Annotated in this window: 23 protein-coding genes and 1 pseudogene; 14 read left to right on the forward strand and 10 right to left on the reverse strand. The window is 61.3% G+C overall.

Annotation, left to right across the window (positions count from 1 at the left end):
- Window positions 1-12: 12 nt before the first annotated feature.
- The 4 genes from HCU66_RS09965 (at window position 13) to HCU66_RS09980 (ending at window position 4,614) form a co-directional block, all read left to right on the forward strand.
- Window positions 13-1,362, forward strand: coding sequence for an APC family permease (locus HCU66_RS09965; protein WP_205888321.1), 1,350 nt, complete (start codon window positions 13-15; stop codon window positions 1,360-1,362).
- 119 nt (window positions 1,363-1,481) lie between these two features.
- Window positions 1,482-2,498, forward strand: coding sequence for an arginine N-succinyltransferase (locus HCU66_RS09970; RefSeq protein WP_205888322.1), 1,017 nt, complete (start codon window positions 1,482-1,484; stop codon window positions 2,496-2,498).
- A 61-nt stretch (window positions 2,499-2,559) separates the two neighbouring features.
- Window positions 2,560-3,594, forward strand: coding sequence for an arginine N-succinyltransferase (astA, locus tag HCU66_RS09975; RefSeq protein ID WP_205888323.1), 1,035 nt, complete (start codon window positions 2,560-2,562; stop codon window positions 3,592-3,594).
- Window positions 3,595-3,744: 150 nt separating this feature from the next.
- Window positions 3,745-4,614, forward strand: coding sequence for an isocitrate lyase/PEP mutase family protein (locus HCU66_RS09980; protein WP_205888324.1), 870 nt, complete (start codon window positions 3,745-3,747; stop codon window positions 4,612-4,614).
- A 51-nt stretch (window positions 4,615-4,665) separates the two neighbouring features.
- Here the strand turns inward: HCU66_RS09980 and hcnC are convergent, their stop codons facing one another.
- Genes hcnC through HCU66_RS09995 form a run of 3 tightly spaced genes read right to left on the reverse strand, consistent with a single transcriptional unit; the run spans window position 4,666 to window position 7,638 of the window.
- Window positions 4,666-5,925 carry a cyanide-forming glycine dehydrogenase subunit HcnC gene (hcnC, locus tag HCU66_RS09985; protein ID WP_205888325.1) on the reverse strand — a complete coding sequence of 420 codons (1,260 nt, stop codon included), beginning with the start codon at window positions 5,923-5,925 and terminating at the stop codon, window positions 4,666-4,668.
- Complete coding sequence (hcnB, locus tag HCU66_RS09990; protein ID WP_205888326.1) at window positions 5,918-7,327, reverse strand: cyanide-forming glycine dehydrogenase subunit HcnB; 1,410 nt, start codon at window positions 7,325-7,327, stop codon at window positions 5,918-5,920. The genes hcnC and hcnB overlap by 8 nt, the downstream gene beginning before the upstream one ends.
- Entirely contained in the window at window positions 7,324-7,638 is a 315-nt protein-coding gene (locus HCU66_RS09995) for a (2Fe-2S)-binding protein (RefSeq protein ID WP_205888327.1), read from the reverse strand. The genes hcnB and HCU66_RS09995 overlap by 4 nt, the downstream gene beginning before the upstream one ends.
- A gap of 243 nt (window positions 7,639-7,881) precedes the next feature.
- On the opposite strand from HCU66_RS09995, the gene HCU66_RS10000 reads away from it, so the two are divergent.
- Both HCU66_RS10000 and HCU66_RS10005 read left to right on the forward strand, forming a co-directional pair.
- Window positions 7,882-8,565 carry a response regulator transcription factor gene (locus tag HCU66_RS10000; RefSeq protein ID WP_205888328.1) on the forward strand — a complete coding sequence of 228 codons (684 nt, stop codon included), beginning with the start codon at window positions 7,882-7,884 and terminating at the stop codon, window positions 8,563-8,565.
- Window positions 8,543-9,928: a sensor histidine kinase gene (locus HCU66_RS10005; RefSeq protein WP_205888329.1), complete on the forward strand. Its 1,386-nt coding sequence runs from the start codon at window positions 8,543-8,545 to the stop codon at window positions 9,926-9,928. The genes HCU66_RS10000 and HCU66_RS10005 overlap by 23 nt, the downstream gene beginning before the upstream one ends.
- Before the next feature lie 107 nt (window positions 9,929-10,035).
- Here HCU66_RS10005 and HCU66_RS10010 read toward each other — a convergent pair whose 3' ends face one another.
- Complete coding sequence (locus HCU66_RS10010) at window positions 10,036-10,542, reverse strand: DinB family protein (RefSeq protein WP_205888330.1); 507 nt, start codon at window positions 10,540-10,542, stop codon at window positions 10,036-10,038.
- Between the two features lie 259 nt (window positions 10,543-10,801).
- On the opposite strand from HCU66_RS10010, the gene HCU66_RS10015 reads away from it, so the two are divergent.
- Entirely contained in the window at window positions 10,802-11,101 is a 300-nt protein-coding gene (locus tag HCU66_RS10015; protein WP_205888331.1) for a DUF2388 domain-containing protein, read from the forward strand.
- Between the two features lie 53 nt (window positions 11,102-11,154).
- On the opposite strand, the gene HCU66_RS10020 is transcribed toward HCU66_RS10015, so the two are convergent.
- Window positions 11,155-12,102, reverse strand: a complete 948-nt coding sequence (locus HCU66_RS10020; protein ID WP_205888332.1) for a pyridoxal-phosphate dependent enzyme — start codon at window positions 12,100-12,102, stop codon at window positions 11,155-11,157.
- Between the two features lie 141 nt (window positions 12,103-12,243).
- On the opposite strand from HCU66_RS10020, the gene HCU66_RS10025 reads away from it, so the two are divergent.
- Complete coding sequence (locus HCU66_RS10025) at window positions 12,244-12,903, forward strand: methyltransferase family protein (RefSeq protein ID WP_205888333.1); 660 nt, start codon at window positions 12,244-12,246, stop codon at window positions 12,901-12,903.
- A 16-nt stretch (window positions 12,904-12,919) separates the two neighbouring features.
- Here HCU66_RS10025 and HCU66_RS10030 read toward each other — a convergent pair whose 3' ends face one another.
- Complete coding sequence (locus HCU66_RS10030) at window positions 12,920-13,585, reverse strand: HAD-IA family hydrolase (RefSeq protein ID WP_205888334.1); 666 nt, start codon at window positions 13,583-13,585, stop codon at window positions 12,920-12,922.
- A 58-nt stretch (window positions 13,586-13,643) separates the two neighbouring features.
- On the reverse strand, window positions 13,644-14,051 hold the full coding sequence (locus tag HCU66_RS10035; RefSeq protein WP_205888335.1) for a response regulator: 408 nt from the start codon (window positions 14,049-14,051) through the stop codon (window positions 13,644-13,646).
- A 204-nt stretch (window positions 14,052-14,255) separates the two neighbouring features.
- Here HCU66_RS10035 and HCU66_RS10040 point away from each other — a divergent pair, with 204 nt between their 5' ends.
- Window positions 14,256-15,194 carry a class I SAM-dependent methyltransferase gene (locus tag HCU66_RS10040; RefSeq protein WP_205888336.1) on the forward strand — a complete coding sequence of 313 codons (939 nt, stop codon included), beginning with the start codon at window positions 14,256-14,258 and terminating at the stop codon, window positions 15,192-15,194.
- A gap of 22 nt (window positions 15,195-15,216) precedes the next feature.
- Here HCU66_RS10040 and HCU66_RS10045 read toward each other — a convergent pair whose 3' ends face one another.
- A complete protein-coding gene (locus HCU66_RS10045; protein ID WP_205888337.1) occupies window positions 15,217-15,990 on the reverse strand; it encodes a LuxR C-terminal-related transcriptional regulator in 774 nt (257 codons plus the stop codon).
- 111 nt (window positions 15,991-16,101) lie between these two features.
- On the opposite strand from HCU66_RS10045, the pseudogene HCU66_RS10050 reads away from it, so the two are divergent.
- Together HCU66_RS10050 and HCU66_RS10055 are read left to right on the forward strand one after the other, a co-directional pair.
- Window positions 16,102-17,245: pseudogene (locus HCU66_RS10050) on the forward strand (polyamine ABC transporter substrate-binding protein).
- A 39-nt stretch (window positions 17,246-17,284) separates the two neighbouring features.
- Complete coding sequence (locus tag HCU66_RS10055) at window positions 17,285-18,415, forward strand: DmpA family aminopeptidase (RefSeq protein WP_205888338.1); 1,131 nt, start codon at window positions 17,285-17,287, stop codon at window positions 18,413-18,415.
- A gap of 144 nt (window positions 18,416-18,559) precedes the next feature.
- On the opposite strand, the gene HCU66_RS10060 is transcribed toward HCU66_RS10055, so the two are convergent.
- Window positions 18,560-19,180, reverse strand: a complete 621-nt coding sequence (locus HCU66_RS10060; RefSeq protein ID WP_205888339.1) for an NAD(P)H-dependent oxidoreductase — start codon at window positions 19,178-19,180, stop codon at window positions 18,560-18,562.
- A 100-nt stretch (window positions 19,181-19,280) separates the two neighbouring features.
- Here HCU66_RS10060 and HCU66_RS10065 point away from each other — a divergent pair, with 100 nt between their 5' ends.
- The 3 genes from HCU66_RS10065 (at window position 19,281) to HCU66_RS10075 (ending at window position 24,294) form a co-directional block, all read left to right on the forward strand.
- Window positions 19,281-19,922: a TetR/AcrR family transcriptional regulator gene (locus tag HCU66_RS10065; protein WP_205888340.1), complete on the forward strand. Its 642-nt coding sequence runs from the start codon at window positions 19,281-19,283 to the stop codon at window positions 19,920-19,922.
- Between the two features lie 139 nt (window positions 19,923-20,061).
- Complete coding sequence (locus HCU66_RS10070; RefSeq protein ID WP_205888341.1) at window positions 20,062-21,819, forward strand: L-lactate permease; 1,758 nt, start codon at window positions 20,062-20,064, stop codon at window positions 21,817-21,819.
- A 285-nt stretch (window positions 21,820-22,104) separates the two neighbouring features.
- A complete protein-coding gene (locus HCU66_RS10075; RefSeq protein ID WP_205888342.1) occupies window positions 22,105-24,294 on the forward strand; it encodes a TonB-dependent siderophore receptor in 2,190 nt (729 codons plus the stop codon).
- Window positions 24,295-24,424: 130 nt separating this feature from the next.
- Here the strand turns inward: HCU66_RS10075 and HCU66_RS10080 are convergent, their stop codons facing one another.
- The gene (locus HCU66_RS10080) at window positions 24,425-26,512 is read right to left on the reverse strand and encodes a TonB-dependent siderophore receptor (protein WP_205888442.1); all 2,088 of its coding nucleotides are present in this window, start codon (window positions 26,510-26,512) and stop codon (window positions 24,425-24,427) included.
- Window positions 26,513-26,514: the final 2 nt, after the last annotated feature.

Below are 26,514 nucleotides of genomic sequence, written 5' to 3' on the forward strand. Positions count from 1 at the left end.
GAGAACGACTTCATGGACATTGAAGAATTGGGCTACAAGCAAGAGTTGAAACGTAGCCTGTCGCTGACAGACCTGGTGGTGTACGGGATGATCTTCATGATCCCCATCGCACCGTTCGGCGTTTACGGTTACGTCAACGCCGAAGCACCGGGGATGGTGCCGCTGGCCTACATCATCGGCATGGTGGCGATGCTGTTCACCGCCCTCAGTTACGGCAGCATGGCCCGGGCCTTTCCGGTGGCGGGCTCCGTATATTCCTACGCACAACGCGGGCTCAACCCGCATGTCGGCTTTATCGCCGGTTGGCTGATGTTGCTCGACTACCTGCTGATTCCACCGCTGCTCTATGTGTACGCGGCGATGGCGCTGAATCATTTGTACCCGGACATCCCGAAAGTCGGCTTCATCCTGGCCTTTCTGGTCAGCGCCACCTTCGTCAATCTGCGGGGCATCACCTTCACCGCGCGGATGAACATCATCTTCCTGCTGGCGCAACTGGTGGTACTGGGAATCTTCCTGTTCTACGCCTGGAATGCCTTGCACAGTGGCGGCGGTAACGGTCAGCTGACCCTGGCGCCGCTGTACAACCCCGAGACGTTCAACTTCGCCTTGCTGATGCAAGCGGTGTCGATTGCGGTGCTGTCATTCCTCGGTTTCGATGCCATTTCCACCCTCGCCGAAGAGATCAAGGGCGACCCGGGCCGCAGCGTCGGCAAGGCAGCGCTGATCACACTGCTGGTGATGGGCGCGATTTTCGTGGTGCAGACCTGGATTGCCACCGACCTGGCTGCCGGCCTGGGCTTCAAGTCCGCCGACACCGCATTCTATGAAATCGCCGAAATCGCCGCCGGTAGCTGGCTGGCCACCCTGACCGCCGTGGCCACCGCGCTGGCCTGGGGGGTGGCGGTCGCGATCACCTCGCAAGCGGCGGTTTCGCGTCTGCTGTTCGGCATGGCCCGGGACGGCAAACTGCCGAAGGTGCTGGCCAAGGTACACCCGAAACACAACACGCCGTACTTGAGCATCTATCTGGTGGCGGTGCTGTCGCTGGTGATCTGCTACCTGTTCATCAACTCGGTGGACACCCTCACCTCCCTGGTGAACTTCGGAGCCCTGAGCGGTTTCATGCTGCTGCACCTGACCGTGATCAACTACTACTGGCGTCGGCAGCAGTCCGGCCAGGTGATCCGTCACCTGATCTGCCCGGTGATCGGCTTCATCATCGTCGCGGCCATCATGTACAACATGGGCGTCGACGCTCAGAAACTCGGCCTGATCTGGATTGCCCTGGGCCTGGTCTATCTGTTTTTCCTCAACAAACTGGGTGCCAGCACCGCACTGCCCGACCCAAGCAATGGCTGACAAGAAAAAGGGCAGCGTCTGACACGATTTCAGGCGACTGCCGATTTAACGCGTGGAAACCGACAGTGATAGTCAGGTTCGGTGCAAGCCGCCGAACCCTTTGATACAGGAGTACATCCATGCTGGTGTTACGCCCAGTGGAGTTAGCCGACCTGCCCCAGTTGCAACAACTGGCGCGCGACAGTCTGGTGGGGGTCACGTCCTTGCCGGACGACACCGAACGCCTGCGCGAGAAAATACTCGACTCCTGCGCTTCGTTCGAAAAGGATGTCCAGAGCCCAGGCCCGGAGAACTATTTCTTCGTGCTGGAAAACCTGACCACTCGCGGTCTGGTGGGCTGCTCGGAAATCCTCGCCACCGCGGGGTTCAACGAGCCGTTCTACAGTTTGCGCAACCGCCATTTCACCAGTGCCTCACGGGAGCTGAACATCGAGCATGGGGTGCCGGCGTTGTCGTTGTGCCAAGACCTCAGCGGCCATACCTTGCTGCGGGGTTTCCATATCGACTCGGCGCTGGAACGCACGCCGTTTTCCGAGTTGCTGTCCCGGGCACGGCTGTTGTTCATCGCCGCACACAAGGCGCGTTTTGCCGAAGCGGTGATCACCGAGATCGTCGGTTACAGCGACGAACAGGGGCAGTCGCCGTTCTGGGATGCGCTGGGCAAGCATTTCTTCGACCTGCCTTACGTCGAGGCCGAGCGACTTTGCGGTCTGCAGAGCCGGACATTCCTCGCCGAACTGATGCCGCAATACCCGATCTACGTGCCGATGCTGCCGCCAGCCGCGCAGGCCTGTATCGGCCGGATTCACCCCGATGGCCAGGAGGCCTTCGATATTCTTGAGCGTGAAGGCTTCGAGACCAACAGCTACATCGACCTGTTCGACGGTGGCCCGACGTTGTACGCACGCACTTCGAACATTCGCTCCATCGCCCGGAGCCACACCGCCGCGGTGCAAACGGGCTCATCCATCGATGCCCGTGGCCGTTATCTGGTGAGCAACGATTCGTTGACAGGCTATCGCGCCATCGTCGCCGAACTGGACTACCACGCAGGGCAACCCGTGGCCTTGAGCGACGAGATGTGCGCGGCCCTGAACGTGACCGCCACCCGTGCGATCCGGTTGATCGCCCTGTGAGCGGCCACCTGCCCCGTGCCCAACGACAGCGCCCGAGCAGGCGCGAAGAAGGAGTTGCATCATGATTGTCCGCCCGGTTCAAGTCACCGACCTGCCCGCCTTGCTGGATTTGGTCCAACGGGCCGGCCCCGGCTTCACCACCCTGCCGGCCAACGAGGAGCGCCTGGCCCACCGGGTGCGTTGGGCTCAGCGGACCTTCGCCGAACAGGTCGAGCGTGCGGATGCCGACTACCTGTTTGTGCTCGAAGACGACGATCGGCAAGTGGTCGGCGTCAGCGCCCTGGTGGGGGCCGTGGGTTTGCGGGAGCCGTGGTACAACTATCGGGTCGGGCTCACGGTCAGCTCATCGCCGGACCTGGGTATTCAGCGCCAGATCCCGACGTTGTTCCTGAACAACGAAATGACCGGGCAATCGGAAATCTGCTCGCTGTTTTTGCGACATGATCAACGCCACGGCAGTAACGGTCGATTGCTGTCGCTGGGGCGTCTGTTGTTCGTCGCCGAATTCCCCCACCTGTTCGGCGACAAGCTCATTGCCGAACTGCGCGGCAGTGCCGACGAAAACGGCTGCTCACCGTTCTGGGACAGCCTGGGCCGGCACTTCTTCAAGATGGATTTCAGCCATGCCGACCACTTGTCGGGGCTGGGCAGCAAAGCGTTCATCGCCGAACTGATGCCGCGTCAGCCGCTCTACACCTGCCTGCTCACCGAACAGGCCCAGGCGGTGATCGGCAAGCCTCACCCCAACACCGAACCTGCGCTGAAGATCCTCACCGCCGAAGGGTTTGCCCATAAGGGTTACATCGACATCTTCGACGCAGGCCCGGTGATCGAAGCCCCGGTGTCGAGAATCCGCACGGTACGCGACAGCCAATCATGGGTGCTGGCCATCGGCACGCCCGACGACCAGGCCCCGCTATGGCTGATCCACAACCGTCGCCTGGAAAGCTGTCGCATCACCGCCGCCCGGGCGCGGGTGGTGGGCAACAGCCTGATGGTCGACCGCCTCACCGCCAAGCGCCTGCAACTGCAACCCGGCAACTCGGTCCGCGCCGTACCGCTGCCTAACCAACAGCAACAGGCGGTGGCGGCGTGAACGGAAAATATCGTCCGATCTTTTGATCTGGCATCCACTGGCCAAAAAATTCGTCATCATTCCTTACCCGCCCGCGTGATAGCCTTTTGTTCCTTCGGCGTTGACACTTTTGCTCAAGCCCTTCCATTCCTTTGTATTGGTGGAACTCATATGTCCAGGCTGTCTCATCAAGATTTACGCCGTAATTTCCGTCAACTGCTCGCCTCCGACACCTGCTATCACACGGCATCGGTCTTCGATCCCATGTCGGCACGCATCGCCGCCGACCTGGGTTTTGAAGTGGGGATCCTCGGCGGTTCGGTTGCGTCGTTGCAGGTTTTGGGTGCCCCGGACTTTGCATTGATCAGCCTCAGCGAATTCTCCGAACAGGCCACCCGCATCGGCCGTGTGGCGCAATTGCCGGTCATCGCCGACGCGGACCACGGCTACGGCAATGCGCTCAACGTCATGCGCACCATTGTCGAACTCGAACGCGCCGGCGTGGCGGCCCTGACCATCGAAGACACTCTGCTGCCGGCGCAATTCGGCCGCAAATCCACCGACCTGATCACGGTCGCCGAAGGTGTCGGCAAGATTCGCGCGGCGCTGGAAGCCCGGGTCGATTCGGAAATGGCCATCATCGCCCGCACCAACGCGGGGATCCTGCCGATCCAGGAAATCATCAGCCGCACCCAGCATTACCAACAGGCCGGGGCCGATGGAATTTGCATGGTGGGCGTGCAGGATTTCGACCAACTGGAACAGATCGCCGAGCACCTGAGCGTGCCGCTGATGCTGGTCACCTACGGCAATCCGCTGCTGCGCGACGACAAGCGCCTGGCCGAACTGGGTGTGCGCGTCACTATCGACGGGCATGGTGCGTACTTCGCTGCGATCAAAGCGACTTACGACAGCCTGCGGGAACAGCGGCAGATCTTCACCCAGGCCTCCGACCTGAATGCCACCGAACTGACGCATACCTATACGCAGCCGGAGGACTACATTCTTTGGGCCAAGGAGTTCATGAGCGTTAAAGAATGATGGTGCAAACCGCCTCACCACGGCGCTTGCGCCTCTGTGGTGAGGTTGAGGTCAAGCCATTGGCATGTCCTTCAGTCCGACCTGCGACACCACTTCAAACCGATCCGCCAGAAACGGTGTGATGTCCAGCGGTAACGGCTCGTTATTCACCAGTTTGTCCAGCAATACGCCGGTTATCGCCGAGGTCAGGATGCCGGTGCGGAAATGTCCGCAGGCATTCAGGTAACCCTGCACCCCTTTCATCGGCCCGAGAATCGGCAACTCGTCCGGCGAACCCGGACGCAACCCGGCCCAGCAACGCTTCAGGCTGATGTCGGCGAGCGCCGGAATGCAGCGCACCGCGCCTTGCACCAGGCCGCTGATTTCCGGGTAGGTGGTGGTCACGTCGAAACCTTTGTCTTCGGTGGTGCTGCCGATCAGGACTTCACCGTTGTCTTTCTGCGCCACATAACAGTCGCTGGTGGTCAGGCAACCGTGCAAGATCTTCGGCATACGCTCGGTCAGCAGGATCTGGCCTTTCACCGGTTTCACCGGAATGCGAATGCCGGTGGCCTGCTCGCTGAGGTCGGCGGCCCAGGCTCCGGCGGCGTTGATCAGCGTATCGCAATGGAACACTCCCGCTGCGGTGGTCTGCACGCCGCTGACCCGCGAGCCGTGGTGCAACACGCCGGTGACGTTGGTGTTGAAATACAGATCCACACCGTTCTGCCGCGCACCTTCGGTGTAGGCATCGGCCAGGCGGAACGGGCTGACCTGATGGTCGCAGAGAAACTCCAGTGCGCCCCTCGCCTCATGGCTGACACTCGGCTCGGCTTCGCGCAGTGCCGCTTGATCGAGCCAGCGCACCTGATCCGCCAGGTGTGGTATGCAGGCAACGATGTGCTCGGCGTAGAGCCGGTCTTCATCGTCGTAAATCACGAATTTCAATCCGGTTTTCTCGAACTTGAAATCCATCCCGTGGTTTTCCTGCAACTCCCGATGCAGGTCCGGGTACATCGCGTTGGACTGCAAGGCGAAATCGAAGAATGACTGCGGCAGGATGTGCGGCGTGCTGGAATCCACCGCCACGGCCGCGCCCTGGGCTTCGCGCTTGCGATTGGCCGACATCATGCGGAAGAAAATCACCCCGCAACCCAGCCCCACCGACTCACCGATTGCCCATAAGCCACCGGCCGAAGCGCGGGTCGCGTTGCCGGGACGCTTGGCGTCGATCAGGGCGACTTTAAGGTGTTTGCGCTTGGACAATTGATAGGCGCAGGACGCCCCGATCACACCGCCGCCGGCGATCACCACGTCGTAGAACTTACTCATGGCTTGCGGCCTCCGTGCCGACAGACTGGAACGCTGAAAAGGGAATCGGGTCGACAGGAAAGCGCGGTCGCAACCAGCCGACGTCGTGCCGTCCGGTCGCTTCGCGCAAACGGTCGGTGCAATACCCGACGCACATCCGCCCCTGACAGTCGCCCATGCTCACGCGGGTGTGCATTTTCAGGCTGGCCAGGTCTTGCACGCCTTGCTCCAGCGCCCGATCGATGTCGGCGCGGGTCGCATGCTCGCAGCGGCAGATCACCGTGTCGGCGGCCGGCAAGGCGGTCTGCCCTGCGCCGCGTTCGGTGTAACGGTCGACGGCGGCGCGAAAGCGCACGATGGATTTGAGTTTCGACAGGTAGCGGTCGCGTCTGATCAACGCCAGTTCCGCGTCCAGCACGTCCCGTTGCAGCAGGATCGACACCGCGGCGATCCTTCCCGCGAGCATCGCCGCCTCGCCTCCGCGAATGCCGCCCATGTCACCGGCCAAGTGCACGTGTGGTTCGCTGCTTTGCTGCCAGACATTGGCGCTGGGCCGCAGATAGCCGTCATCGCTGAAGCCGTGATCCAGGCCCATTTGCTGGCTCAGTTGCGTGCGTGGCATGAAGCCGTAGCCGACCGCCAGGGTCTGCGCGGCAATCCGTTCGGCGCGGCTCAGGTCCGGCTCCCAGGTGCTGGAGTACGGCGCGACGGCCACCGAATGCAACTCGCCTTCACCCTGTGCCTCGACCACGCCCCAGCCATAGTGCATGGGAATGCCGTGCAGTTTCAGATAGGCGAGCATGCTCAAGCCATCGAGAAACAGTTGCGGCTTGTTCAACAGTGCGAGGCCTTCCCGAGCGATCTTGCCGAATGCACACGCCTCATAGACCCCGGCGACGTTCACCCCGGATGTGTGCAACTGGCAGGCTACCAGCGGCAACAGCGGACCGGTGCCCGCGATCACTACCGGCCCTTGGGGTTTGACGACGCCGCTCTTGATTTGCAGTTGCAGACCACCCAGCAGAATCACCCCGGGCAAGGTCCAGCCCGGGAACGGTACGCTGCGTTCATGGCAACCGGCCGCCAACAGCAGCTGCGGGTACTCGACCTCCTGCAAACGCTCGTTGACGTCCAGCACCACCAGCGCCCGGGTGCCTTCGGCGCCGACCACTCGGTGGTTCAAACGTACGTCGATCAGGCTCGACTGCTCCTGGAATGCTCCATGCAGTCTGGCCAGGGCTTCCGAATAGCGTGGCCCCAGATAGTCCAGTTGAACGTTGTCGCGCAAGGGGCCGCGATAGACCACCCCGCCAAGGCGCGAAGCTTCTTCGAGCAAGGTACAACGCACACCATGGCGCGCCAGTTCAATGGCCGCGGCCATGCCCGCCGGTCCGCCGCCGACAATCACCGGATGCGGGCTCATGACACTTCCTGCCCGGCGATACGGTTGACCCGGGTTTCGACGCTCATGCCGTCACGCACGATTGTCTGGCAGGCACGACGCTTGTGTCGGCCATCGATTTTCACCAGGCAGCACTGGCACACGCCCATGCCGCAATAGGCACCGCTGACTTGATCGTGATCGTTACGGGCCAGCTGGCGAATGCCCAGTGATTGAATGACTGTCAGCACGGTTTCGTCGATGGCGGCGCCGACGGTCTGGCCATTGATGCACACCGTCATGTCCGCCCGCACCAGCGGCTGGATATCGAAGGTTCGGTCCAGGTGTTGCATTGCGAAGTTCCTCCTTGGAAAGTTCAGGTCAGGGTTGCCAGCTTCATGCTGCGCATACACCTTGCCGGCCAGCGCAGGAAGGGCCTGGATCTTTTATGTTAAGGAGTGTCGCCAAAGGGAACATTGATCCAGGCCAGTGAAAACGCCTGCGGCGCTCAACATGAAAGTTAATTTAAAAAACCGTGCGTAAATCTTGGCAAAATGCTCGCAACTTCGTATTGAACCGATTATCAGGCAAGCCCTATGACCCGCATCTTGACCATTGAAGACGACGCCGTGACCGCCCGGGAAATTGTCGCCGAACTGAGCAGCCACGGCCTTGAGGTGGATTGGGTCGACAATGGCCGCGAAGGCCTGGAGCGGGCGGTCAGCGGCGACTATGACCTGATCACGCTTGATCGCATGCTACCGGAGCTCGATGGCCTGGCGATTGTCACCACCTTGCGCACCATGGGCGTGGCCACGCCGATCCTGATGATCAGCGCCCTCTCCGACGTCGATGAACGGGTGCGCGGCCTGCGCGCCGGCGGCGACGATTACCTGACCAAACCGTTCGCCACCGATGAAATGGCCGCCCGGGTGGAAGTCTTGCTGCGCCGGCAGAACACCGTGACCGCCCAGGCCACCACATTGCGCGTGGCCGATCTGGAGCTGAATCTGATCAGCCACGAGGCCAGCCGTGCCAGTCAGTTGCTGACGCTGCTGCCTACCGAGTACAAGTTGCTGGAATTCCTGATGCGCAACACCGGGCAGATCCTGTCCCGGATGATGATTTTCGAAGAGGTCTGGGGCTATCACTTCGACCCCGGCACCAACCTGATCGACGTGCACATCGGCCGTCTGCGCAAGAAGATCGACCCGCCAGGCAAAGTCCCACTGATTCGGACTGTGCGAGGCTCGGGCTATGTCATTGCTGAACCCCTCTAACGGCTGGCGCTCCTCCAGCAGCCGTTTGCTGGCGCTGTACAGTTCGCTGTTCGTGGCCTGGAGCGGGATTCTCATGGGGGTCATGTACTACGAGGTGTCCAGTTACCTCGACAGCCTGGCCAAGCATTCGCTGATGCAACGTCAACATTTGTTTTCACACGTCCAGGGTGAGCAACTGGTGGACGCCCTCGCCGCCAGCATGACCTTCGACATTCGCGGCATCGATGCCTACGGCCTGTTTGATGACCAGCAACGCTACCTCAGCGGTGCCCTGCGCCAGATCCCCCAGGGCCTGCCGCTGGACGGCAAGATTCACATGCTCGACGACTGCGCCGATTCCAACGATCCGACCCTGCCCGCCGACAGCTGCGATGCCGTGGCCACCCGGACCCGGGACGGGCGCTGGCTGGTGCTGGTGCGGGACAACGGTTCGTTGTTTGCCGTGACCCGGATCATCCTGCACGCGCTGCTGTGGGGTGTGTCGCTGACCATTCTGCCGGGCATCGCCGGCTGGCATTTATTGAGACGGCGCCCGCTGCGGCGGATCCGGGCGATCCAGGCCAGCGCCGAAGCCATCGTCGCCGGCGACCTGACCCGGCGCCTGCCGCTGTCCAACCGCCGCGACGAACTGGACATGCTCGCCGCCATCGTCAATGCCATGCTCGAGCGCATCGAGCGCCTGATGAACGAGGTCAAGGGCGTGTGCGACAACATCGCCCATGACCTGCGCACGCCGCTGACCCGCCTGCGGGCGCAGCTGTACCGGATTCAACAGCAGGCCGACGAAGGCTCGACGCTGGCCGTGCAGCTGGATTCGGTACTCGGCGAGGCCGATACCTTGATGGCGCGTTTCCGTGGTTTGCTGCGGATTTCCGAACTGGAGGATCGCCAGCGCCGCTCGGGTTTCGTGCAACTGGACCCGGTGCCGCTGCTCAAAGAGCTGCACGACTTTTATCTGCCACTGGCCGAAGAAGGGGAACTGACCTTTGAGCTGCAACAGCCCGAGTCCCTGCCCTGGCTGAACGGTGATCGGGCACTGTTGTTTGAAGCCGTGGCGAATTTGCTGAGCAATTCGATCAAATTCACCCCGCCCGGTGGCGCGGTGATTTTGCGTGGGGTGAATGACAACGGGCATACGCGAATCGAAGTGCTCGACTCCGGCCCCGGCATTGCGCTGGCCGAGCGTGAGGCGGTGTTTCAGCGTTTCTATCGCGCCGAAGGCGGCAACCCGCAAAGCGGATTCGGACTGGGGCTGTCGATCGTCGCGGCGATCGTCAGCCTGCACGGGTTTACGCTGGAAGTGGGCAGCAGCGAGCTGGGTGGCGCGCAATTGGTGCTCGATTGCCGACAGAGCCCGATGTAGGAGCGAGCTTGCTCGCGAAGACGGTGTCTCTGGCGACATGAATATTGAATGTGATGGCCTCTTCGCGGGCAAGCCCGCTCCTACAAGGGATTTAGGGTGTTATCGAGTCAATACCCCGGCACCTCGCGCAGAAACTCCGGCAGGTCGGTGATCGGTGGCATGGCCGGAATCTCGAAGTACATCTGGATGACCCAACCCCGGTGATAACTGGCCTGGTTCACCACATGCAACAGCATGGCGCCGGCGCTCATGATCCCGCTTTGCCCCGACATGGAGGTGAATTCGATGGGTTTATCCAGCGATTCGTCGGTCTGGGCCGAACTCCACCCACAGAACCATTGATCGATCTCCTGTTGCACCCTCCGCAGCTCGTCGAGTTCGGTATGCAGCAGGTCATGGGAGGTTTTGAAGTCGTGCCCCCGGCCCTCCAGGTGGGCTTGCCAGATACAGTCCACCACGTAGGTGTGGTTCAAAGCGCCGATCATGTCATTGAACACTGAGACCCGTTTGCGGTTGAGCTCCTCCGGTGGCAGCGCAATGAGGCTGTCGAAGAGTCGCTGATCGGCCCAGCGCTTGTAATCGGCGAGCATGCGGGCAGTGCGTACGTTGATCATCAGAGGTCTCCCATGGCGATGGGCGCATTGCCAAGAATAGCCCTCGCGGCGGGCAGTATCGTAAACGCTGATTATCGGTCAAGCCCGGTGACTCGATGCCGATCATCGATCAGGCCGGAGGATATCGCCAGCAGCAAAGCCACGATCACAAGATCACACGCCTACGCTTTCGAATCAGCAGGGGAACTCCTGAGCGTCGCCAGACATCCTAAACTATGTGTTACTTCCTTTACGCTTCACGCTTTCGGAGGACGCTGTCATGCGCCGTCTGTTTCTCATCTCTTCGCTAGTGCTTTGTTTACCCGTTGGTTCAGCCTTGGCCGATGTGGATGCAAAAGATGTCGCCACCTCGGCAGGGGTCTCCGCATCGCTGTACTCGACGTTCAAGGATGACAAAATCGTGATCCCCGCACGGGATGACGCCTCAAGCTTCGTGGCGAGTGGCGGTACGATTCGTGGCGCTTATCTGGAGTCGATGTTGAAGGAAATTCGACAAAATCATCCCGACCTCAAGGCCAGCGACGAAGACCTGGCCAAAGCGATCCTCGCAGGTCACTGAAATTTGCAAACGTAAACGGTGGGGCTTGTGACACCTGGATCGTGTTTGCAGCCCTACCTTGCGTCAGCGCTGTTTTTTTCAACCCCAGCGGACAGGCGTGCCCAGCCGGCGACCAACTGCGCGCTGATGCTGACCCCGCCGCACACCACAATCACCACGTCATGGGCCTCGGCAATCGCCGGATGGTCGAGGTATGCCACCGCCAATGAAACGCCGCACGCCGGTTCGACCAATTGGCGCAGGTCGTTGGCGTAACGGACCACGCCCATGATCGCCTCATCATCGCTGAGCACCACGCATTCGTGCGCAAAATCGAGGATGTGCTGCACCGGCCAGGCCGCCACTTGCGCAGCGCCGAGTGACGTGGCGACAGTGTCGATGCGCGGCAGTCTGACCGGGTGGCCGGCACGCACGGCGGCAGCGAAAGACGCCGCCCCCCGGGTTTCGCACGCAACGATCCTGCAGTCCATGCGCTGATGACGGATCAGCCCGGTGAGCAGGCCTGCCAGCAAACCGCCGCCCCCTACCGAGGTCACCAACACATCGACCTGAGGGCAGTCCTCAAGGATTTCATCAATCATCGTGCTGTGCCCTTCCCACAGCACCGGGTGATCAAAAGCCGGGACGTATTCGGTGTCCGCGCCCTGCGCGAGTTCTTTGGCCCGTTGATTGGCCTCGTCCCAGACCTTGCCATGGACGATCACCTCGGCACCGGTTTTTCTGATCCTGGCGCGGGTGGTTTCCGGGGTGGTATTCGGCACCACGATGCAGGCTTTCAACCCAAGGGCGGCGGCGGCCACGGCGGTGGCCAAACCGGCATTACCGCCGGAAGGACAGACGACTTTGCGCTTGCCCTGCTCCGCTGCCTGGCTGCACAGCAGGCCCATGCCGCGTAATTTGAACGAGCCGCTGGGTTGCAGGTTTTCCAGCTTGAGCCAGATTCGCCGGGCCGGGGTCGACAGGCCAGGATGCAAAATCAGGGGTGTTCTGATGTGAAGCATCGGGTGCTCCTTGTGGACTCATCCTTATCCAAGCTTAGTTCACCCTGCCCCCCCGGCCTGCCGCCGAATGACCGAACAACCGCGCAGGAGCTCCCGCAGCCAGGCGCCTACAATGTTCATATACCTTTTGCGAAGTCAGTCATGAAAATCTCGGCCAAGCTCGCGTTTTTCACCCTCGTTTCCACGCTTGCCTACCTCGCTCTCGCGGTGTTCGGACTGGGCGGGTTGGCGGTTTTTTTCTCACACCCGCCGCTGGTGCTCATTGCGTTTGCAACCTTGGTGATGGCGATCGTTTCGTTGTTCAGCGAGGGCAATTTGAGCTCCGGTGTACGTGAAGACCGGGCCAATCGCTGGGTATTGCCGGTCTTCGGGGTGATCGGGTTATTGAGTGGGTTTGTGCCGGCCTACACCGATCGGGTCGACTTCTGGACCTTCGGTGGCGAGGGCGTGCGTTGGCTGGGCGCGCTGCTGTTCATCGGCGGCGGCGCGTTGCGGATGTGGCCGGTGTTTGTCCTGGGCAAACGCTTCAGCGGCCTGGTGGCGATTCAACCGGGGCACCGCCTGGCAACCGACGGAATCTATCGAAACGTGCGCAACCCCAGCTATCTGGGGCTGCTGATCAATGGTGTGGGCTGGGCGCTGGCCTTTCGTTCCGGCGTCGGATTGCTGCTGGTGGCGTTGATGTTGATACCGTTGATCGCCCGCATTCGCTCCGAAGAAACGCTGTTACAGGCGCAGTTCGGCAGTGAATACGAGGCTTATTGCGCCCGTAGCTGGCGATTGATCCCCGGGATTTACTGAACTGACCGCCCCCACATTAGCGGCTGTACAGGCTTATTTGGCTGTCGAGATCCACTCGCACTTCGACCGAGTCATAACTGGCCAGGGTGGCATGCTGCGTCTGGAGCGGATGAACGTGGGTCGCGGTGATGACCATGACATTGGCCCCCGCCGCTTCACCGGCGCGAATACCGACGTCGGCGTCTTCGAAGATCAGGCACTCGGCAGGCTCCACTTGCAGCCGGCGAGCGGCCAGTCGATAGCCCGCAGGGTCGGGCTTGCCAGCGCTGACGTCTTCGGCGGTAACCAGCACGCCAGGTTCGGGAATACCGGCCGCCGCCATTCGGCGCAGGGCCAGCGCTCGCGGCGCGGAGGTGACGACAGCCCATTGATGGACGGGCAGCGACTTGAGGAAATTCGCCGCGCCGGGCACCTCGACAACCCCTTGCACATCGTCGATTTCCGCCTCGGTGATCCACGCCGCTTCAGCTTCAGCGTCTACTCCGGGCAAGGCCAGACGATTGATGGTGTCGATGGCGCGCACCCCATGAATAGTCGGCAGGAAAGTAACGACATCAACACCGTGGCGCAGGGCCCAGGCCGTCCAGATTCGCTCGGCGGCGGCGATGGAATTAAGGAGTGTGCCGTCCATATCGAACAGGAAGGCGCGGTACGACGGGGTAACGGATGCTTGAACTGACAAAGGGCAACTTCCTTTCCCAAGAAGGATGAGTGTTGTCAGGCAATGTACACCAGCCGTCCTACGGGATCCGGTTCGAGTGCAAGGCACTTTGCACGCAGTCCAGCAACTGCCCTACCGCCCACGGCTTCTTGATGAACGAAACCGGGTGCTTGACCCCGGAGCTTTTCGGGGTTTCGAAGCCGGACATGATCATGATCGGTTTGTCTGGCCAACGGTCGCCGAACTGATTGGCCAGGTCCGCGCCATTGAGTTTGCCCGGCATGGTGATGTCCGTCAGCAGCAATCTCACCTCTGGAGCGTGCTGCTCCAGATACTGCGACGCAGCGTCCGCGCTGACTTGTGGTTCAACCGCAAAGCCTTCTTCCTGAAGAATTTCGCACAGAAACTCCAGGATCAACGGATCGTCCTCAACCACAAGAATCAAACCGTCAGACAAATGCTCGCCCGCCGCCGATACTGGACTCATCACTGTGCCACTCCCTGATTGTTTCAATGGTTGCGCGGGCTCAAATCCGCCTCCTATTTCAGGTATGAGCAGCGGACTTCGCGGAAAATTCATTTTTGATGCATCTGCCTTGTACATTCTCCGTCCAGGCCGACAAACACGACCGTTTGTCAGCGCGTAATTGTGGTTAAAATGCCGCCTCTTCTACTTTGCCGACCTTGCCCGATGAATCCAGACGCCCTCTCCATCCTCCATGACCATTTGCTGACAGCGCTTGCGGCTGCGCCCGCAGAAACCCGTCGGCTGTTCCACGGCCGTGGGCGCTGCTGGCCGGGGCTGGAGCAATTGACCGTCGACTGGCTGCAGGGCGTGGTGCTGGTCTGCGTGTTCAAGGAGCCCGAAGCGTCGCAACTGGACGATCTGAAGCAGCGGCTGATGGCAATCACCCAGTCACCTGCGTGGAAAACCTCCGGCGCGCATACCTTGCTGCTGCAACATCGCTACCTGCAGGAAAGCACCACCGAATGGCTGCTCGGGGAGCCGATCGACGAGATGACGATCACCGAGGGCGGCTTGCAGTATCGCGTGGACCTGGGCCGCAAACAGAACACCGGCCTGTTCCTCGACATGCGCTACGGCCGCGACTGGGTGCGAGCCAATGCCGATGGCAAGCGGGTGTTGAACCTGTTTGCCTACACCTGCGGGTTTTCGGTGGCGGCCATCGCGGGGGGCGCAACGCACGTGGTCAACCTGGATATGTCCCGCGCGGCCCTGAGCCGTGGTCGCGACAATCACCGGCTCAACGGCCATGACCTGAGCAAGGTGAGTTTTCTGGGCCATGACCTGTTCAAATCCTGGGGCAAAGTGATCAATGGTGGCCCTTACGATCTGGTGATCATCGATCCACCGTCCTTTCAGAAAGGCAGTTTTCTGCTGACCAAGGACTATCAGCGCGTGCTGCGCCGTCTACCGGAACTGCTCAGCCCTCAGGGCACGGTTTTGGCCTGCATGAACGATCCGGCTTTTGGCGCGGACTTCCTCATCGACGGCGTCACTCGCGAAGCACCGAGCCTACGGTTTGAGCAACGGCTGGAAAACCCGCCGGAGTTTCCCGACGCCGATGTTGAGTGCGGGTTGAAAGCGTTGGTGTTTCGACAGGGGTAGTTGAAGATTAAAAGACGTTGATTCAACGCGGCTGCAACACCAGCGCAAACAGTTCGCCATGCCCATTCACATTGAGCTTGTGGTAAAGATTGCGCCGATGCACCTTCACCGTTTCCGGAGAAATACCCAGTTGCTGGGCGATGGCTTTGCTGGAAAAGCCCTGAAGAATCAGCCGCGCCGTCTCGACTTCGCGCCCCGACAAACGCGCATCGAAGCGGTCCAGCAGGGTCGCCAGATCACCGGCCACGGCCTCGGCGGTCGGCCCTTCCGGGGGCAGCAGTTGCAAGTGACGGCGCATCGCTGAGAGCACCCAGTCGCGCACGCACAGCAGACGACCCTGCTCCTCAAGGGTGAACGCCGTCGAGCGCCCCAACGATAAGCCGAGCACCGCCCCGTCGACGTTGACCATGAACTGCAACTCGTCGCTGCCCACCACCGAGCGGAAGTAGCTCAGGTAATACTCGCTCTGCTGAAACTGGTCAGGGGCCACGGACGCCAGGCTGTGCAAGCCATCGGCAACACCGGCGCACGCGGCCTGATAGAACGGATCGAGCAGGTACATGCCGGCGCTGTAGTCCGCCAATTCCTCATGCTCGTCGGCGCCGCCCTTGGTGTCGAAATCAATCAGCAGCCGTGGCACCCGCCCTGGCTGCATCACCGCGACCAACGCGTTATCCAGCGGCACCAGCAGCCGCAACGTGTCCACCAGCGCTCGCCAGAAACCGTCCTGCCCCAATGCCCCAAACATCCGCGCCAGCCCTTGGTGCATCGGCAATTCTTTGAGCAACGCGTCCACGCCCTACCCCTTTTGAGTAACCCATAATGGGAATGGGTGAGTACCCCGCCTGCCGATACGCTGCAAGCACCTGATCATCACCGGCCTGCAGCAGGCCAGGAGTGCCGCATCATGAGTGGTCATCGCTCGCATATCAACCTGGGACTGGGCGCCTGTCTGTGCGCTTCGCTGTCGGCGGTCGCCGCCGATACTCCCTCCGTGCACGTCTACAACTGGTATGACTACATCGGTCCCACCACCCTGCAGGATTTCAAGCGCGACACGGGGATCCAGCCGGTTTACGACACCTTCGACAGCGCCGAAGTCCTGGAAGGCAAACTGCTGACCAGCCGCAGCGGCTATGACGTGGTGGTGGCCAGCAACTTCAGCCTGCCGACGCTGATCAAGGCCGGCGCGCTGGCACCACTGCCCCGCGCGCAGATGCCTGGCCTCAAAAACATGGACACCGAACTGTTGGCGAAACTGGCCAACAACGATCCGGGCAACCAGTACGCCGTGCCGTATCTGTGGGGCACCAACGGCATCGGCTACAACGTCGACAAGNCTGTGGGGCACCAACGGCATCGGCTACAACGTCGACAAGGTCCGCGCTGCACTGGGCGACAAGGCTGCGCTGGACTCCTGGGAATTGATATTCAACGAACAGAACCTGGCCAAGCTCGGCGAATGCGGCGTGGCCATGCTCGACTCGCCTTCGGAGATGCTGCCGGTCGCCCTGCACTACCTGGGCTTGCCGCCCAACAGCACCGACCCCGAGGACTACAAGAAAGTCCAGGCGCTGTTGCTCAAATTGCGCCCGCACATCGCCTACTTCAACTCCTCAAAATTCATCAGCGACCTGGCCAACGGCAACATCTGCGTGGCGGTGGGTTGGTCCGGCGCGATGCTGGAAGCCAAGACCAACGCCGAACAGGCGGGCAATGGCGTGAAAATCGCCTACAGCCTGCCGAAGGAAGGAGCGCCGGTGTGGTTCGACACCTTGGTGCTGCTCAAGGACGCGCCGCATCCACAGCAAGGCCTGGCATTCATCGACTACTTGATGCGCCCCGACGTCATTGCCCCGGTCAGCGATCACCTGTCTTACCCCAACGGCAATCGCAGCGCGACACCGCTGGTGGCCGAAGCGACCCGCAACAACCCCGCCATTTACCCTCCGGCCGAGGCCATGGCCAAGCTGTTCACCCTTGAACCTCTGCCGAAGGCGACCGAGCGCATACGCACTCGCGTCTGGAGCGTTGTGAAGAACGGTCAGTAAGTCCCTTTTTTCTGCCACGAATTGACGATGAGAGAAACAATGAAACCACGTGCCCGCGACCTGAACATTCAGTTCGGACAACTGCAACCCGGCCCCCTCAACGCCATCACCGATGTGCCCGGCGTACGGGTCGGCCACAGCAATGTGCGAGGACGAACCGCCAATGGCCGCGACATCCATACCGGCGTCACGCTGATCGAGCCCCGTGCCGGTTCCACCAATCAACAGCCGTGCTTCGCCGGCGTCCATGTGCTCAACGGCAATGGCGATGCCACGGGGCTTGAATGGATTCGCGAAGCAGGCTTGCTGACCAGCCCGATCGCCTTCACCAACACCCACAGCCTGGGCGTGGTGCGTGATGCGCTGATTGCTCTGGATCGCCAGGACCAGCCCGACGACGGGCGTCTTTACTGGAACATGCCGGTGGTGCTGGAAACGTTCGACGGTTTGCTCAACGACATCAATGGCTTTCATGTGCGTCCTGAACATGTGGCCGAAGCGTTGCGCACAGCCGTCGGCGGCCCGGTCATCGAAGGCGCGGTGGGCGGCGGCAGCGGGATGATCTGTCATGAATTCAAGGGCGGGATCGGCACCGCATCGCGGCGGCTGAACGCAGCGCAGGGAGGCTGGACCGTCGGCGCCATCGTCCAGGCCAATCACGGCATTCGCAGTGAGTTGCGCGTCGATGGTTATCCGGTGGGACGTTATATGGAGCAGGTCGACTCGCCCTTCCTCAAAGCCTCCCTGCCGCATCCGGGCATGGGCTCCATCGTGGTCTGCCTGGCCACCGACGCACCGCTATTGCCGCACCAATGCACACGCCTGGCGCAACGTGCCAGCCTCGGCCTGGCCCGCACCGGCGGCGGCAACGAAGACCACAGCGGTGATATCTTCGTGGCCTTCGCCACCGGTAACCGGCACGTGCCGCCGGCTGCTTACGAAGGCAAGGGCGCCCCCACCTGCGACCAACTGAGCATGGTCAACAACGACCACATCAGCGAACTGTTCCTGGCCGCCACCGAAGCCGTGGAAGAAGCCATCATCAACGCCCTGCTGGCCGCGAACACCCTCGAAGGCAATGGCCATACGGTGCCGGGCCTGGACGCCGACACTTTGCTCAAAGCGTTGCGCCAGGCCGGTTGGCCGGGGGAGCAGACTAATGGTACTTGAGTACACACTCGCGGCTTCCTACGATGATGATACGCAGCGGTTGGAGGTTTAGGCCGTTGCGTAGGTGGTGGGTGAACTGAACCCCAATAAGCCCACCACTTGTTTCATGCGCATCTTGAGCCTCTGGGCTCTACTTCCTCCCCATCAAAGAGCTTTGAGGCTCTTTTTTTGTCTGTCAAAAGCGAAAAGCTCACGACCCAACACACGCGCCGTCTCCAGATGAACCGTCGGCTCCTGGATTTCCGATTCGAGCAGCAGTTCGGACGTGACCACGCGGGCGCCGCAATAATCGAAGATCCCATGGTCGATCTGTGTCTTCATGGCATCGGCATAACCGTGGCGCGCATAGGTTCCTGCGTCGGCACCGCCAACCCCCACCAGATGAACCCGCAGATGGCGAAGTTTCTTCTCTAACTTGGCATCCGCGCTGAAATCGAACGCCCAGCCATTGGCGAACACACGGTCGATCCAGCCTTTGAGCAGCGCCGGCATCGACCACCAATACACCGGATAGACCAGTATCAACGCATCGGCGCGATCGATTCGTGCCTGCTCGGCGGTCACATCCGCGGGAGGCGGTGCTTCGCGGTGATGGACGGCGAGATCGGCCGCGCCGAACCGCGGATCGAACCCTTGCGCCCAAAGGTCTGCAATTTCGAAAGAGTGAACGGAATCAGCCTCGGATACACCTTCAGCGATGTGCCTGGCGAGGCTATGGGTGAGCGACTTGGGATCATGGTGAGCCACAACGATGAGCGCATGCATGTCGAAAACTCCTGCGACGGAATGAGTGATTGAGGGTGAAAGACGAGCCTTATATACTCTTGGTAAGTTACGTTCAGTAAGCTACTTTTGGTATATAGCCATGTCAAGCACCGAAACACCCGAGCAAGATTCCAGCCCGCAACCACGCCGCCGGATGTCGCGGGAAGAGCGCCAGCGCCAGTTGCTGGACGTCGCCTGGCAACTCGTTCGAGAAGAAGGCACGGACGCGTTGACGCTTGGCCGGCTCGCCGAGCAGGCCGGTGTGACAAAACCGGTGGTTTACGATCACTTCACCACCCGCCCCGGGCTGCTGGCGGCGCTCTATCAGGAGTTCGACGCGCGTCAGACCGCACTCATGGATGCCGCGCTTCAAACCAGTGAGCCGACGCTGGCCAGCAAGGCAACGGTCATTGCCTCGTCTTATGTCGACTGCGTCCTGCTTCAGGGCCGCGAGATACCCGGCGTGATCGCGGCGTTGACCAGCTCGCCCGAGCTGGAAAAGATCAAGCGCGAGTACGAAGCGATCTTCATGGACAAGTGCCGCAATGCCCTGCTCCCCTTCGCCGGAACCGGTGATATCGCGCCGGCGAGTCTGCGGGCGATGCTCGGTGCCGCCGAGGCGCTGTCCCATGCCGCCGCGACTGGAGAAATCACGGCTTTGCAGGCGCAAGACGAACTCTTCGAAACGATCATGGCGATGGTCGAAAGAAGCGCGCGCCTCGGAGGCGGCCTCGAAGCCTGAATGGCATTACAACGCCTGGCAAAGCAGCTTCAAGAGGAGACAAAGGCCCGTCAGGACAGCAGCGTAATGCCACCTATACTCAAGCCACCTTCCCCCCACGGGGACCTGCGCTAACGACAATAAAAAGCAGAGGTGGAACATGGTCTGGCAGCAAATCTACGACCCCTTCGGTAACCCCGTGCTATCGACCCTCATGGCGGCGGTGCCGGTGGTGGTGATGCTGGTTTCCCTGGCGTTTTTCCACATCAAGGCGCATCTGGCGGCGTTGCTGGCCCTGGGCTCGGCCTTGTTGATCGCAATTTTCGCCTTCGGCATGCCGGCGAACATGGCGGGCTCGGCCGCACTGTTCGGCGCCGCCAACGGTCTGTTGCCGATTGGCTGGATCGTGCTCAACATCATTTTCCTGCATCGGCTGACCACCGAAAACGGTTCGTTCAAGGTGCTGCAAGACTCCCTGGCGCGCATCACCGACGATCGACGTTTGCAATTGCTGCTGATTGCCTTCTGCTTCGGTGCCTTCTTCGAAGGGGCCGCCGGCTTCGGCACTCCCGTGGCGGTGACCGGGGCCATTCTGATCGGGCTGGGTTTTTCGCCCCTGGCCGCGTCTGGCCTGGCGTTGATCGCCAATACCGCGCCGGTGGCGTTCGGCGCTCTGGGCACGCCCATCATCACCCTGGCCAAAGTGACCGGGCTGGATGAAATGGAGCTGTCGATGATGGTCGGCCGGCAGTTGCCGTTTTTCTCGGTGATCGTGCCGTTCTGGCTGATCTGGGCCTTTGCCGGCTGGCGCAAGATGCTGGAAATCTGGCCGGCGATTCTGGTTGCCGGGGTCAGCTTCGCCATACCGCAGTTCCTCGTCTCCAACTACCACGGGCCCATGCTGGTGGACGTGATCGCCGCGCTGATTTCCATGACCTGCCTGACCGGTTTCCTCAGGGTCTGGAAGCCGGCCACGGTGCATACCTCCGCCGCCCTGTCTGGCCGGGCCGACACCTCCAGGGTGGATGCGGACCCGGACGAGCAACCCAGCGAAATATTCACCAGCGATGCAAAACCCGCCGTGATGCGCGCCTGGATGCCGTGGATCATCCTCACGGTGTTCGTTTTCGCCTGGGGCACTCAAAGCTTCAAAAACCTGTTCGATACACGGCCGGCGATCGATCCGCAAACCAGCTCGGCCAGGCTTGATCCTCAGGGCAAGCCGATGCGCGAAGCGAACCCGATCTTTGCCCCGACCGTGACCTTCACCACGATTCACCAACAGATCGAAAAAGTCCCACCCGTGGTGCCCGCGCCGAAAACCGAGGATGCGATCTACAAGTTCACCTGGTTCACCAGCACCGGTAGCGGCATCTTGCTGGCGGCGATTCTCGGTGGGCTACTGATGGGCTATTCCATCCCGCAACTGGTACACCATTACTTGCGAACGCTATGGGTGGTTCGCTATTCGCTCATCACCATCGTGGCCATGCTCGCCCTCGGTTTCCTGACCCGCTACTCGGGCCTGGACGCGACCATGGGCCTGGCCTTCGCCGCAACGGGGATTTTCTATCCGATGTTCGGCACCCTGCTCGGCTGGCTCGGCGTGGCCCTGACCGGCTCGGACACGGCCTCCAACGTGTTGTTCGGCGGCTTGCAACGGGTGACCTCCGAGCAACTGGGCCTGAGCCCGGTACTGATGGCCGCGGCCAACAGTTCCGGCGGAGTCATGGGCAAGATGGTCGACGCCCAGTCGATCGTGGTCGCATCCACCGCCACCCGCTGGTACGGCCATGAAGGGGAAATTCTGCGCTACGTGTTTTTCCACTCCGTGGTGCTGGCGATTCTGGTCGGCGGGCTGGTGACGTTGCAGGCGTATGTCGCGCCGTTCAGCCATATGGTGGTGGGCGGGCACTGATTCAGACGGTGTCGGGCTGCCGATCCGCGCCTTGTTTTTGGCGCTGCTGCGGCCCTGACGCTGACAATTTGTCGGACAAGGCAACATCCTCTTGTATGATGGCCCGCTTCAAGAGCGGGCCGCGGATTCAGACTTGCCAATGACCACCGGAGCAACTCCGGCCTGGCGCTCTCAGGGCACACATCGCTTTTTCCAGTGTTAACAGCACGGCGCTTTCCTGAAGCGCGCCCGGCAACTGTGCCCGGTGCTCACCTAATCCGGGAATGCAGTCGTTGAGGAGTTTTGATGGATATGCTTGACCGGACCTCCCGCCACGGAGTGTCCGCCCCGCGGTTCGCGCTCAATCCCCTGAATCTGGGCCTGTTGCTGGCCAGCGTGGTGCCTTCGGCCTGGGCCGTCGAGACCGAATTGCCGGCGATGACGGTCACTGGCGAAGACACCTCCGGTTATCAGGTCAGCAGCGCTTCAGTCGGCGGTTTCGAGGCGGCGCCATTACTTGATACACCGGCCTCGATTTCGGTGGTCAATGAAGCCTTGATCAAGGATCAGCAGGCCCGCCTGCTCAGCGAAGTGCTGCGCAACGACGCCTCGGTGGGTGAAAGCTATGCGCCGGTCGGCTATTACGAAAACTTCGTCGTGCGCGGCTTCTCCCTCAACTCCGCCAGCAGTTACAAGATCAACGGCCGCACTATCACCGGCGAACAGAACGTCGGGTTGGAAAACAAACAGCAGGTGGAGTTGCTCAAGGGCCTTTCCGGCTTGCAAAGCGGTGTCAGTGAGCCCGGTGGGCTGGTCAACTACGTGACCAAGCGGCCGACCGATGTACGTTCGGTCACCGTCTCTACCGACGATCGCGGCAGCGGTTACCTGGCCACCGACGTCGGTGGCTGGTTCGGCAGCGAACAGCAGTTCGGCCTGCGCGCCAACCTGGCCCATGAAGACCTCCATTCCTACGTCGAACACACCCATGGCCAGCGTGATTTCGCCTCCCTGGCCTTCGACTGGAACATCAGCCCCGATGCTCTGCTGCAGCTGGATGTCGAGTACCAAACCAAGGAACAGCGTTCGGCGCCAGGTTACCAATTGCTCGGCGGTTCCAGCCTGCCGCACCACGCCTCGCCGAAAAAGCTGCTGGCCCACCAGAGCGGTTCGAAGCCGGTCACCACCGATGCGCTGAACCTCAATGGCAACTTCGAATACCGTTTCAGCGATCAATGGAAAGGCAGCCTCAGCGCCTCGCGCAGCCGGGTGGTGATCGATGACTACAGCTCGTTCGCCTGGGGTTGCTACGGTTCCGCCAGTTGCGCCGGCGCTACGGTGCCGAACTACTTCAGCCCCGAGGGTGACTACGACATTTACGATTTCCGCAGCCCCGACGATACCCGCCGCAACGACGAGGTGCAGGCTGCCCTCAGCGGTCACTTCGAGACCGCCGGCCTGAGCCATGAGCTGAGCGTCGGCACCAGCGCATTGCGTCGCGTAGTGGACAAGCGCGATGCCATCAACGTCATGATCGGCAGTGCCAACATCGACAGCGAACCGGCTGACGTTGCCCGCTACGAGGGCCCGCTCAACGATTCCTACCGACGGCTGGACAGCCGACAGTACGGGCTGTTTTTCAATGACCGGATCAGCTTCAACGAGCAATGGCAGACCGTGCTTGGCGGGCGCGAAGTACGCCTGGATGAAGAAACCTTCGACAGCCAGGGCGACACCACCCGGCACACTCAACGCTACGTGTTCCTGCCCCAGGCCGCGCTGATCTACAAGCCGGTGCAGGACCTGTCGCTGTACACCCGCTACAGCAAGGGACTGTCCCTGGGCGGCGAAGCGGCGTGGTTCACCACCAATGCCTATGAAATCCTTGCGCCCACTGTGTCGCGACAAATCGAGGCGGGCATCAAGTACGACTGGCAGCGAATCAGCCTCGCCGCGGCGCTGTTCCAGATCCGCCAGGCCTACCAATATTCGCGACCGAATGACGACGGCACCTTCACGTTCACCCAACAGGGCGAACAGAAGAACACCGGACTGGAACTCACGGCCAATGGCTGGGCCAGTCAGCGCCTGCAGATTAGCGCCAGCGTCGCGGCGATCCGCGCACGGGTTATCGACAGTGGCACACCGGCTTATGAAGGCCACCAGACGATCAACGTGCCGACCCTGCGCGCCAGCCTCTATGGCGACTACGCCCTGCCCTGGTTCGACGGCCTGGCGCTGCTCGGCGGGGTGCAATACAGCGGCAGCAAGTACGCCAACCGCCAGGGCGAAGTGCAGACCGGCGCCTACGCCATCTTCAACATCGGCAGCCGCTACAGCACACGCATCGACGGCTACGACACGGTGTTCCGGCTGACCGTGGACAACCTCTTCGATAAACGCTACTGGCGTGATGCCGGTGAATACCTGGGCGATGGCTACCTGTTCCAGGGCGCGCCACTGACCGCCCGGTTGAGTGCCTCGATCAACTTCTGATTCGCCGGACGGGAGCGAAGCCTGGTACTGAGCTCGCCGACGCCTGATGCGCCGTCGAGACTAAAGATGACCGCCGCCCCGTTCCGCCGGCTACACGGGCAGAACGGGGCAGCGCGTCAACGCGGTGCGATCAGAACGTCACACTGGCGCTGAGGCGTGCCGTGCGCGGCTCGCCGACATTGACCGCCAGTTGGCTGCCGGTGGAGGACGGGTAGTACTGTTTGTCGAACAGATTGTCGACGTTGAATTGCAGCGAAGTCTTGTACCCGAACATCGGCGACTCCCAGCGCACGAAGGCATCGGCGACGGTGTAACTGCTCAGCCAGAAATCGTTGGCGTTGTTGGCGGCGCGCTCGCCGACGTAACGTGCGCCGCCACCGGTATGCCAGGCCCCGAACTCCGCAGGCACATTCAGGTGATGCGTGAGGTACAGGCTCGCGGTGTGCTTCGGCGCGTTGGCGAGGCGGTGACCTTCGTCATTCGGATCGTCGAGGATTTCCGTGTGGGTGTAAGCGTAGGTGCCGATCAGGTCCCAGCGCTCGGCCACACGTCCGGTGATGTCAAGTTCCAGGCCCTGTGAACCGACCTTGCCCGCCGCCTCCGAAAGACTCTCGCCATTGATCGTTTGGGTGGTCACGACGTTTTTCTTGACGATGTCGAACAGCGCCAGGTTGATGTTCAGCCCCGGTAGCGGGTCGTACTTCGCGCCGACCTCGTAGCTGCGGCCCTCCTCCGGATCAAAGGTGTGGCCGGCATCGTCGACTTGGGTATTGGGCTTGAACGAACGGCTGTAGTTGCCGTAAAGCGACAGGGTATCGGTGGCTTTGTAAACTAGGCCCAGGAACGGCACGAAGGCATCGCCGTTATCGTCGCGGTTGACGGTGTAGCTGCTGCCGCGGCCCTGATCGCTGTACTGATCGTAATGCTGCTGGCGACCGCCGAGGACCAGGATCCAGCGGTCATCAAGGTGCCAGTTATCCTTGAAGTACACGGAGCTGGAGGTCAGCTGGTTACTCAGGTCACTTTGGCTGGCGCTGACAAGGCTCGGCTCGGCCAGACGACCATAAACCGGCGATGTGATGTTGAAGCCCGATTGCGCGGTATTGCGATAGGTTTTGCCGCGAAATTGGTCCGACGCTTCGGTGTCCGCGCCGATCAGCAGGTCATGGCGCTGGCCGAACAGTTCCTGCTGACCGATGAAGTCCCAGCTGGCGTAGCGGGTTTCATCGTCGTAGTGAGCGCCGTTGGCAGCACGGCGCAGATTGTTGCCGGTCAACGAACTCGGCTGGGCAATCGAGAGGCTGTAGCGGTCGTTGTTCCAGCCATAGGTGACGCGGGTTTTCCAATCGTCATTGAGCTGATATTCGAAACGCGCGGTGGCCACTTCACGGATACCAATGCTTTTGGCCCATTTTTCGTCAAGGCGCTTGTCGTAGTCGATGTCTGCCGGATGACCGTTGGTGAACACGGTGCCACGGTCAAAGGGCTTGGAATAATCGTTGTATTCGTAGCTCAGGGTCAGGCTGGCGCGATCGCCGGTCCAGGTCAGCGAAGGTGCGACCAGAGTGCTCTCATTCACGCCGTAGTTGCGCCAGTAATCCTCATGCTTACGTTCGGCAATCAGGCGATAGGCCAGGCCTGTATCTCCCAGCGGCCCGGTGGTGTCCACGGCCATGGTGCCGCCGCCTTCGCTGTAGGCCGAGCCGCTCAGGGTCGTGCTCTGGGTGTATTCAGGCTTCTTGCTGATCACGTTGACCAACCCGCCGGGCTCCAGCGCGCCGTACAGCAGAGACGCAGGCCCTTTGAGCACTTCGACACGATCTGTCGTGGCGCTGAAATTTTGCCCCAGATTGGAACGCACGCCATCGCGCAGGATCGAGCCGTCATCGTTGGTGCCGAAACCGCGCTTGACCAGCGAGTCCCGAGAATTGCCCAGCGTATTGCCCTGGCTGACACCGCTGACGAACTTCATGGCGTCGTCCAGCGAGCGCACCTGATAGTCGGCCAGGGTCTGCCGGGTGACCACATTGATCGACTGCGCCTCTTCCTTGATCGGCACATTGCTTTTGCTCGCCGTGCTGGCCTGGGAAGTGGTGTAGCTCGTGTCTTGGCTGACGCGGCTCGCCTGAACATCAGTGGTCGGCAGTTCGATGGTTTCCTGTGCCCATAAAGGACTGGCAAACATGACGCAGGAGAGTGTCGGCAACGCGTGTTTCATGA

Origin of the sequence: Pseudomonas frederiksbergensis (assembly GCF_017114915.1) — a bacterium.
GTDB classification, from domain to species: Bacteria; Pseudomonadota; Gammaproteobacteria; order Pseudomonadales; family Pseudomonadaceae; genus Aquipseudomonas; species Aquipseudomonas frederiksbergensis_I.

Bases quoted from the DNA above. Each gene is read 5' to 3' on its own strand.
- HCU66_RS09965 (WP_205888321.1), top strand. From the start codon at position 13: ATGGACATTGAAGAATTGGGCTACAAGCAAGAGTTGAAACGTAGCCTG.
- HCU66_RS09970 (WP_205888322.1), top strand. From the start codon at position 1,482: ATGCTGGTGTTACGCCCAGTGGAGTTAGCCGACCTGCCCCAGTTGCAA.
- astA (WP_205888323.1), top strand. From the start codon at position 2,560: ATGATTGTCCGCCCGGTTCAAGTCACCGACCTGCCCGCCTTGCTGGAT.
- HCU66_RS09980 (WP_205888324.1), top strand. From the start codon at position 3,745: ATGTCCAGGCTGTCTCATCAAGATTTACGCCGTAATTTCCGTCAACTG.
- hcnC (WP_205888325.1), bottom strand. From the start codon at position 5,925: ATGAGTAAGTTCTACGACGTGGTGATCGCCGGCGGCGGTGTGATCGGG.
- hcnB (WP_205888326.1), bottom strand. From the start codon at position 7,327: ATGAGCCCGCATCCGGTGATTGTCGGCGGCGGACCGGCGGGCATGGCC.
- HCU66_RS09995 (WP_205888327.1), bottom strand. From the start codon at position 7,638: ATGCAACACCTGGACCGAACCTTCGATATCCAGCCGCTGGTGCGGGCG.
- HCU66_RS10000 (WP_205888328.1), top strand. From the start codon at position 7,882: ATGACCCGCATCTTGACCATTGAAGACGACGCCGTGACCGCCCGGGAA.
- HCU66_RS10005 (WP_205888329.1), top strand. From the start codon at position 8,543: ATGTCATTGCTGAACCCCTCTAACGGCTGGCGCTCCTCCAGCAGCCGT.
- HCU66_RS10010 (WP_205888330.1), bottom strand. From the start codon at position 10,542: ATGATCAACGTACGCACTGCCCGCATGCTCGCCGATTACAAGCGCTGG.
- HCU66_RS10015 (WP_205888331.1), top strand. From the start codon at position 10,802: ATGCGCCGTCTGTTTCTCATCTCTTCGCTAGTGCTTTGTTTACCCGTT.
- HCU66_RS10020 (WP_205888332.1), bottom strand. From the start codon at position 12,102: ATGCTTCACATCAGAACACCCCTGATTTTGCATCCTGGCCTGTCGACC.
- HCU66_RS10025 (WP_205888333.1), top strand. From the start codon at position 12,244: ATGAAAATCTCGGCCAAGCTCGCGTTTTTCACCCTCGTTTCCACGCTT.
- HCU66_RS10035 (WP_205888335.1), bottom strand. From the start codon at position 14,051: ATGAGTCCAGTATCGGCGGCGGGCGAGCATTTGTCTGACGGTTTGATT.
- HCU66_RS10040 (WP_205888336.1), top strand. From the start codon at position 14,256: ATGAATCCAGACGCCCTCTCCATCCTCCATGACCATTTGCTGACAGCG.
- HCU66_RS10055 (WP_205888338.1), top strand. From the start codon at position 17,285: ATGAAACCACGTGCCCGCGACCTGAACATTCAGTTCGGACAACTGCAA.
- HCU66_RS10060 (WP_205888339.1), bottom strand. From the start codon at position 19,180: ATGCATGCGCTCATCGTTGTGGCTCACCATGATCCCAAGTCGCTCACC.
- HCU66_RS10065 (WP_205888340.1), top strand. From the start codon at position 19,281: ATGTCAAGCACCGAAACACCCGAGCAAGATTCCAGCCCGCAACCACGC.
- HCU66_RS10070 (WP_205888341.1), top strand. From the start codon at position 20,062: ATGGTCTGGCAGCAAATCTACGACCCCTTCGGTAACCCCGTGCTATCG.
- HCU66_RS10075 (WP_205888342.1), top strand. From the start codon at position 22,105: ATGGATATGCTTGACCGGACCTCCCGCCACGGAGTGTCCGCCCCGCGG.
- HCU66_RS10080 (WP_205888442.1), bottom strand. From the start codon at position 26,512: ATGAAACACGCGTTGCCGACACTCTCCTGCGTCATGTTTGCCAGTCCT.